Source organism: Streptomyces sp. NPDC033178, from assembly GCF_055577685.1.
Window position 1 is genome coordinate 414503 of the sequence record NZ_JBVIPT010000008.1, and the last position, 7949, is coordinate 422451.

The 7949-nt window shown below is 68.5% G+C and carries 5 protein-coding genes and 1 rRNA gene; 4 read left to right on the forward strand and 2 right to left on the reverse strand.

Annotated features, from left to right (window positions below):
- Positions 1-113: 113 nt before the first annotated feature.
- Positions 114-2294: a fructose-specific PTS transporter subunit EIIC gene (locus tag ACZ5VQ_RS22545; protein WP_469106423.1), complete on the reverse strand. Its 2181-nt coding sequence runs from the start codon at positions 2292-2294 to the stop codon at positions 114-116.
- 416 nt (positions 2295-2710) lie between these two features.
- Between ACZ5VQ_RS22545 and ahcY the strand changes: the two genes are divergently transcribed.
- The gene (gene ahcY / locus ACZ5VQ_RS22550; RefSeq protein WP_469106424.1) at positions 2711-4168 is read left to right on the forward strand and encodes an adenosylhomocysteinase; all 1458 of its coding nucleotides are present in this window, start codon (positions 2711-2713) and stop codon (positions 4166-4168) included.
- Positions 4169-4257: 89 nt separating this feature from the next.
- The gene (locus ACZ5VQ_RS22555; protein ID WP_362087640.1) at positions 4258-4872 is read left to right on the forward strand and encodes a hypothetical protein; all 615 of its coding nucleotides are present in this window, start codon (positions 4258-4260) and stop codon (positions 4870-4872) included.
- Positions 4873-4906: 34 nt separating this feature from the next.
- Here ACZ5VQ_RS22555 and ACZ5VQ_RS22560 read toward each other — a convergent pair whose 3' ends face one another.
- A complete protein-coding gene (locus tag ACZ5VQ_RS22560) occupies positions 4907-5923 on the reverse strand; it encodes an RDD family protein (protein ID WP_469106425.1) in 1017 nt (338 codons plus the stop codon).
- Positions 5924-6040: 117 nt separating this feature from the next.
- Between ACZ5VQ_RS22560 and ACZ5VQ_RS22565 the strand changes: the two genes are divergently transcribed.
- Positions 6041-7048: a stage II sporulation protein M gene (locus ACZ5VQ_RS22565; protein ID WP_469106426.1), complete on the forward strand. Its 1008-nt coding sequence runs from the start codon at positions 6041-6043 to the stop codon at positions 7046-7048.
- A gap of 616 nt (positions 7049-7664) precedes the next feature.
- Positions 7665-7949, forward strand: a 16S ribosomal RNA gene (locus ACZ5VQ_RS22570); the annotation flags it as partial.

Genomic DNA, 7949 nt, shown 5'->3' on the forward strand with positions numbered 1-7949 from the left:
CCGTTCCCCTCCCCTCGCGGCACTTCCGCGCGTGCGGAGAGTAGGGCGTCCCGGTGAACGGCAGGGGCCTCGCGCCTCCGAGAGGTGCGAGGCCCCGGACGGGATCCGAGCGGCTACCGGATCTCGCGCAGCACGTCGAGCACCGCCGCCTCGTCGGCAGCCGTCATCAGCCGCTCCCGGAACCCGGTGTCCATCAACTTCCGGGACAGCAGCGCCAGAATCCGCAGATGCTCGTCCCCGGCGGCGGCCTCCGGCACGGAGATCATGAAGACCAGCTTCGCCTTCGTACCGTCGAGCGAACCCCACTCGACACCCTCCGCCGACCGCGCGAACCCGACGACGGGCGCCGTCACCGCATCGGTCTTGGCATGTGGGATGGCGATCTCCTCGCCGAGCCCGGTCGTACCCTGCTCCTCGCGCCGCAGCGCCGCCGCCACCAACTCCTCGACGTCCGTGACCTTCCCGGTCGCGGCCAGCAGCCCGGCCATCTCCCGGATCGCGGACTCCTTGTCACCGGAACCGAGCCGAACCTTGACGGTCTGCGCCGTGAGATATCCGGAGAGAACTTCGTCGTCCGAGTCCGAGTCCGAGTCCGAGTCCGGGGCCGAGTCCGAGTCCGGGGCACCGGCGGGCCCATCCGCGGATGCGTCGGGAGAGGCGTCGGCCGCCGAGCCGGCGGATGCGGGAACCGATTCCGTCCGCTGTGCGGGAGCGTGCGCGGTGGCCGTTCCGCCGCCGGCGCCGAGGACATCGCTGCTGGCGCCCGCGCCCGCGAGGGCGAGTTCGGGCTGCGGTGCGAGACCGTCGACCATCGGCCGGCCCCTCCGCCTGCGCTCACCGACATCGATGAGCGCGACCGTCGTCAGGGCCGTCACCACGGTCCCGATCACCACGGCCACGAAGAACATCGGTACGCCGCTGACGGCGCCCAGCACCGCCACGATCGGCCCGCCGTGCGGCACCGCGTCCTCGACCCCGGCAAGGCCCGCGAGCGCTCCGGCCACCGCACCACCGAGCATGTTGGCGGGGATGACCTGCGCCGGCCGTGCGGCGGCGAACGGAATGGCGCCCTCGGATATCCCGAACAACCCCATGAACAGCGAGGCGAGACCCGTCTCACGCTCCTGCTCGGTGTAGAGCCGCTTCCGGATCAGCGTGGCGAGCCCCTGCCCGAGCGGCATCACCGGGATCGCGGCGGCGCACATGCCCATGACCTCCTGGTTGCCGGTCGCGATGAGCCCCGCACCGAAAAGGAACGCCGTCTTGTTGACCGGCCCGCCCATGTCGAACGCGATCATCAGCCCCAGGATCGCGCCGAGCAGCACCGTGCTGGTCCCGGTCAACCCGCCGAGCCAGTCCGTCAGATGCTCGAAGACCCAGGAGATGGGCTCGCCGATCACGTAGATGAAGAACAGCCCGAGAGCCGTCGTCGCCACGATCGGGATCACGATGATCGGCATGATCGGCCGGACGAACTTCGGAACCTGGACCTTCTTGATCCACAGCACCAGATAGCCGGCGAGGAACCCGGTCACGATCGCCCCGATGAAGCCCGCGCCCGCCTCGGAGTCGTACAGCGAACCGGTGTTGGCGATCCACCCGCCGACCATGCCCGGCACCAGCGCCGGCCGGTCCCCGATCGCGTACGCGATATAGCCGGACAGGATCGGCACCATCAGCTGGAACCCGATGACGCCGATGTTGTTGACGTCCATCCAGAAGGAGCCCTTCGGGATGACCAGGCCACCGGACGGATCGGTGTGCCCGCCGAGCGACAGCGAGATCGCGATCAGCAGCCCGCCGACCACGACGAACGGGATCATGTAGCTGACGCCGTTCATCAGCGCCTTGTACCCGACGCTCCGCTCCCTGCCGCCGCCACTGCCGCTGCCGGCGGCTGAGGACGTACTGGCCCCGCCCCCACCCCCGCCGTGCACGGGCGCGGTCCGCACCTGCTCGATCAGCCGCTCGGGGTGGTGGATTCCCTCGGCGACACCGACTGTCACCACCCGCTTCCCGGCGAACCGGCTCAGGTCCACATCCTTGTCCGCGGCGATGATCACGCCGTCCGCGGTTCTGACATCGTTGTCAGTGAGTACGTTTTCGGCCCCGATCGAGCCCTGGGTCTCCACCTTGATGTCGACGCCGAGCTGCTCCGCCGCCTGCGAGAGCTTCTCGGCCGCCATGTAGGTGTGGGCAATGCCGGTCGGGCAGGCGGTCACCGCGAGCAGCTTCAACCGCTGCCGCGCGTCACTGCCGCCGCCCGTGGGGGGAAGGCCGGCCGGACTGGTCACGTCGATCTCCTAACGCCTTTGTTGTGGGGGATCGCGATCCGCGAGCTGGCGCACATGGTCCCGATCCCCGGCATCCTGCAACAGACCCCTGCACAGGACCAAAAGTTCAAAAGTCCCGGATTGTCCGGGCTTGTTGGCCCCTGGGCCCGGCCCGGCGGACGCGCGGACTCCGCTTCTTTCTGTCCGGAGGCGGACTGGGGCCCGCTGAGCCGATCGGTGTAGATTCGTAACCGAGCCAGACGTCGCTGCTGATGGCGGTCGGGCGGCCCCGTACGGGCCGACCGAGGGAGAGAGGGCCTCCGACGGACTGCGCTGCGCAAGGCACCGGGCATTCGTGTGCCCCGTGGACGCACGTCCCGCCCCGCCGCCGCGCAGACCAGCCCAACCGACCTCGCCCAACCCGAGGAGCAGCTCGTATGACCACTGTCGACAACCGACAGGACTTCAAGGTCGCCGACCTTTCCCTGGCCGACTTCGGTCGCAAGGAGATCACCCTCGCCGAGCACGAGATGCCCGGCCTCATGTCGATCCGCAGGGAGTTCGCCGACGCCCAGCCGCTGGCCGGCGCCCGCATCATGGGCTCGCTGCACATGACCGTGCAGACCGCCGTCCTGATCGAGACCCTGGTCGCCCTGGGCGCCGAGGTCCGTTGGGTGTCCTGCAACATCTTCTCCACCCAGGACCACGCGGCCGCCGCCATCGCCGTGGGCCCGAACGGCACGCCCGACAACCCCCAGGGCATCCCGGTCTTCGCCTGGAAGGGCGAGACGCTGGAGGAGTACTGGTGGTGCACGGAGCAGGCGCTGACCTGGCCGAACACCCCCACCGGCGGCCCGAACATGATCCTGGACGACGGCGGTGACGCCACCATGCTCGTCCACAAGGGCGTCGAGTACGAGAAGGCCGGCAAGGTCCCGTCCCTCGACACCGCCGAGTCCGACGAGCACCGCGTCGTCCTGGGGCTCCTGACCCGGACGATCTCCAACGGCTCGCAGAAGTGGACCCAGGTCGCCTCGGAGATCCGCGGCGTGACCGAGGAAACCACCACCGGCGTCCACCGCCTGTACGAGATGCACCGCGACGGCACCCTCCTGTTCCCGGCGATCAACGTGAACGACGCCGTCACCAAGTCGAAGTTCGACAACAAGTACGGCTGCCGCCACTCCCTGATCGACGGCATCAACCGCGCCACCGACGTCCTCATCGGCGGCAAGACCGCGGTCGTCCTCGGCTACGGCGACGTGGGCAAGGGCTGCGCGGAGTCCCTGCGCGGTCAGGGCGCCCGCGTGATCGTCACCGAGATCGACCCGATCTGCGCGCTGCAGGCGGCGATGGACGGCTACCAGGTCACGACGCTCGACGAGGTCGTCGACAAGGCCGACATCTTCATCACCACGACCGGCAACAAGGACATCATCATGGCCTCGGACATGGCCAAGATGAAGCACCAGGCGATCGTGGGCAACATCGGCCACTTCGACAACGAGATCGACATGGCCGGCCTCGCGAAGATCCCGGGCATCGTCAAGGACGAGGTCAAGCCGCAGGTCCACACCTGGAAGTTCCCCGACGGCAAGGTGATCATCGTCCTCTCCGAGGGCCGCCTGCTGAACCTGGGCAACGCGACCGGCCACCCGTCGTTCGTGATGTCCAACTCGTTCGCGGACCAGACCCTGGCCCAGATCGAGCTGTTCACCAAGCCCGAGGAGTACCCGACCGACGTCTACGTGCTGCCCAAGCACCTCGACGAGAAGGTCGCCCGCCTCCACCTCGACGCGCTCGGCGTGAAGCTCACGACGCTCCGCCCCGAGCAGGCCTCGTACATCGGTGTCGAGGTCGAGGGCCCGTACAAGTCGGACCACTACCGCTACTGAGCAGCCGAGCCCGGCGCTCAGCCAACGGTTGTCAGCAGGCCCCCGTCGTCACCGGCGGGGGCCTGCCCCCTACGAGGACCCGAGCCACCATGCCCCGCGGCCGATATTCGCTCCATGATCCGCACGACCACACCCCCCTTGCCGAAGAACACTTCCACTGCGCGCCCGGCCCCTCCGGCTGGCGCTACGTCTCCCAACTGACCACCCCCTCCGGCGACCCGGCCGGTTCCGTCGACCTCGCCCTCGACGACCTCGGCCGCCCCATCCGTCTCGAACTGCACGCCTCGGGCTGGCAGGTCCGCGGCGCCGCCCTCGACGGCGTCACCTGGGTCCGCACCGACCCCACGGGAGTTCACGCCACCGAAGGCAATGTCCGCGCCCACGCCTTCACCGGCACATCCCCCGCGTTCCTCATCGCCACCGCACGTCTGTTGCGCCTCACCCCCGATGCCTCCGCCACGCGTGTACGCCTCGTCGCCTTCACGGATCCGGTCCTCGCCCCGCGCACCCTCGACCAGTCCTGGGCCCTGATCACGAGAGAAACACACGCCACTGACAACGGCCCCCTGACCGTGGAGGAATACCAGGTCACAGCCCTGGACACCGGCGAGCAGCACGCCGTGCACCTCTCCGGCGACGTCATCCTCTCCGCGCCCGGCATCGAGCTGGAGGACCTGGAATCCCCGCCGTCGGTGTTCGCCTGAAGAAGGTGCCGGGGGGAGCCCGGGAGCCCGGAGGCTACGCGGGCGGGGCGAAGCCGGTGGCGGGACGCTCGGCGCCGGCGTCCTGCGGTGCCGCTCTCGGTGCGGGCGTCGGTGTTGGCGTCGGCGCGGGAGCCGAGTAGCCGACGGGCGGCGAAGCCGGTGGGTACGGATGGGAGGGGCGGGCTGATTCCGGCGAAGGCGCCATCCCGTACGGCATCACGGGCCCGCTCGTACCTGGCGTACCTGGTGTTCCTGGCGCGCCTGCCATCGCCCCGCCTGCGGCAGGACCACCGACAGCGCCCCCGCCACTGAACGCCCGCCGGGCCTCCCGAGCCTGCCGCTCCTGCATCACGGCCGCCAGATACGCCGCAGGCGGCACCCCCTGCGGCGCCGGTGCCCCGGTGCGTTCCGCGACATCGGCCGCGAGCCGCTCGGCCATCGCCCAGCCGACCTGCGGATCCAGCTGCTGCATCCGAGTCAGGTACTGCCGCACAGCCAGCCACAGCGCATCAGGAACCCCGGACAGATCAAGGCCGGAGAACCGCCCCGCCAGCCAAGGCGGCGGCGGAGGCACGAAGGCCGTACGCCCGGCGGGAATCCGTTCCCGTACGACCAGAGTCCCCGCGAACACATCACCGAGCCGCCGCCCCCGTGCGGACACCAGAGACGCGATGCACGCCACGACCCCGAACGTCATCAGGATCTCGACCACGCCGACCGCCCCACGCACCAGCGCGTGCCGGAACCGGATCGGCCCGCCGTCGTCCCGCACCACCCGCAGCCCGCACGCCAGCTTCCCCAGCGACCGCCCATGACTGAGCGTCTCCACGGCGATCGGACCGCCCACCAGCAGAAGAATGAACGCGGCGATCGACACCGCCATCTGAGCCGCCTCGTCGAGCGCGGACGTGGACGCCACCAGAGCAATGGTCACCGCGACATAGGCGGCCACCGCCACCGCCAGGTCGAGCACCACGGCCAGCACCCGGCTCGGCAGCTTCGCGGGGCGCAACTCCAGCGCCACCGCCTCGCCCGTCACAAGCTCACTCACGCCCGCCGTCCTTCCCCGAACTGCCCCGAGGACAGCCAGTCTGCCAAGCTGAGGGCACATCGCGCCGCAGTGCGACAAGCTGACCACACGACGAGCAGCCGAGGAGCAGCCAACCCGATGGACCTCGACGTCTTCGTGTCCGCCCATCGAGCCGAATGGGACCGGCTCGACGCACTCCTCGGACGCCAAAGGCGCCTCACCGGCGCGGAGGCCGACGAACTCGTCGCCCTCTACCAGCGCACGGCGACCCACCTCTCCCTGATCCAGTCGAGCGCCCCGGACCCCCAGCTGACCGGCCGCCTCAGTCAACTGGTGGCACGCGCGCGTAGTGCCGTGGCAGGCACCCGCCGCGCGTCCTGGCGCGATGTCACCCGCTTCCTTACGCACGGTTTCCCCGCCGCGGTCTACCGCTCACGCCACTGGTGGGTCCCCACCGCGCTGCTCTCCACGGCCGTCGCCATCGTCCTGGGGTGGTGGATCGGCACCCACCCGGAGGTCCAGTCCTCGATCGCGGCCCCGAGCGAACTGCGGGAGCTCACACGCCCCGGCGGCGAGTACGAGACCTACTACTCAAGCCATCCGGCGACGTCCTTCGCGGCCCAGGTATGGACGAACAACGCCCAGGCCGCCGCGATGTGCCTGGTACTCGGCGCCTTCCTCTGCCTGCCGGTCGTCTGGATCCTCTTCCAGAACATGCTCAACGTGGGCGTCGGCATCGGCCTGATGTCCTCGGCCGGCCGCCTCGACACCTTCCTCGGCCTGATCCTCCCGCACGGCCTCCTGGAACTGACCGCCGTCTTCGTAGCGGCCGGTACGGGACTACGCCTCGGGTGGACCGTCATCGACCCGGGTCCCCGCAGCCGCCGATCCGCCCTCGCCGAGGAGGGCCGAGCCGCCCTGGGCATGGCGATAGGCCTGGCCCTGGTCCTCTTCGTCTCGGGCGCCATCGAAGGCTTCGTCACCCCGTCCGGCCTCCCGACCTGGGCCCGCATCGGCATCGGCATAGCCGCCGAGCTGCTGTTCCTCGCGTACGTCTACATCTTGGGCGGTCGTGCGGCGCGGGCCGGCGAGACGGGCGACGTCGAGGAAGCCGAACGCAGCGCCTCCGTACCGACCGCCGCCTGATGTGCAGGCACGCCGACTGAGCTGCTACTCTCCTCTTCGCCCCACAAAAACCGTTGACACGGGACGTGTGGGGAGGTAGATTTGAACAGTTGCCTGGAACTGGACAAGTTCGGTGGCGGCGGTTTAGCATCTGTCAGCTTCCTGGAATTCGGTTCCGGAGAGGCACTTCCCGATAAATCAGGAACGAGTGGCCGGTCAGGCCGGTCAAAAACTTCTGATAAAGTCGGACTCGCCGAAAGAAAGCCACTAGGCAATCGAATAGGCAAAGGCCCCCCAACTGGCCACCGGAAATGAATTCCGACCGGAAACGGAACGGAAAACGGATCTGGTAAGGTTGGAAACACGAAGGGAAGCGCCCGGAGGAAAGCCGCGAGAGAGTCTCTCGGGTGAGTACGAAGGAAGCGTCCGTTCCTTGAGAACTCAACAGCGTGCCAAAAATCAACGCCAGATATGTTGATACCCTGTCTCCGGCCGTCACGGCCGAAGATGAGGTTCCTTTGAAAAAGTCCTGCCGGGCATTGTTCCGGCAGGCGCACAGCGAGGACGCTGTGAACAGCCGGGCTTATTCCGCCCGACTGTTCCGCTCTCGTGGTGTCATCCCGATTACGGGAATACATTCACGGAGAGTTTGATCCTGGCTCAGGACGAACGCTGGCGGCGTGCTTAACACATGCAAGTCGAACGATGAAGCCCTTCGGGGTGGATTAGTGGCGAACGGGTGAGTAACACGTGGGCAATCTGCCCTTCACTCTGGGACAAGCCCTGGAAACGGGGTCTAATACCGGATAACACTCCTGCCCGCATGGGTGGGGGTTGAAAGCTCCGGCGGTGAAGGATGAGCCCGCGGCCTATCAGCTTGTTGGTGAGGTAGAAGCTCACCAAGGCGACGACGGGTAGCCGG